The following is a 567-nucleotide window of genomic DNA, read 5'->3' on the forward strand; positions in this document are numbered from 1 at the left end:
GACCAGTCGCGGATTGCAGTCGATATAGAATGGCCCGCTGTCATCGTCCGGCATGATAAAGTCGATCGACAGCGCGCCGTGCCAGGCGAGATGCCGGCCGATGGTGGCGAGATCGTCGCGCACGCGCTCACGCCGCACGCTGCGTTTGATGGCATCGCCGCCGCCGGCACCCTCCATGATCTGCCGATAGGCGTGAAAGCCGACCAGTTCGCCGCGGCAGAACACGCCCTGCGCCTTCTCGGTCGTACCCGTGACGCGGACCTGCACCAGCACTTCGCCGGCAAAGCCGTTGCCGGCCTCAAGCTCTCTCATTGCGAGCGCAAGGTCAGCATCATTGCGCACCATCCAGACGCCGCGGCTCGCAGTGCCGATGGCCGTCTTGATGACGCAGGGAAAACGAACTGCAGCACGAAGCGCATCAGCGCCGGCGACGATCTGCGTCTCTGGCTGCGCCAATCCAAGCTCGCTCAGCATACGGCTGAAGCCGGCCTTGCTGTGCGCGATCCGGTAACTCTCGAAGGACGGCAACGCCAAGCCGACCAGCGGCCTCAGCCGCTCCTGCACTTT

Annotated in this window: 1 protein-coding gene; it reads right to left on the reverse strand. The window is 64.7% G+C overall.

What is annotated here, in order from left to right:
* The coding region (locus AC1DU6_RS35195; RefSeq protein WP_477863201.1) for an ATP-grasp domain-containing protein at window positions 1-567 on the reverse strand (567 nt) is incomplete at both ends.

The organism is Roseateles sp. P5_B10, assembly GCF_056400485.1.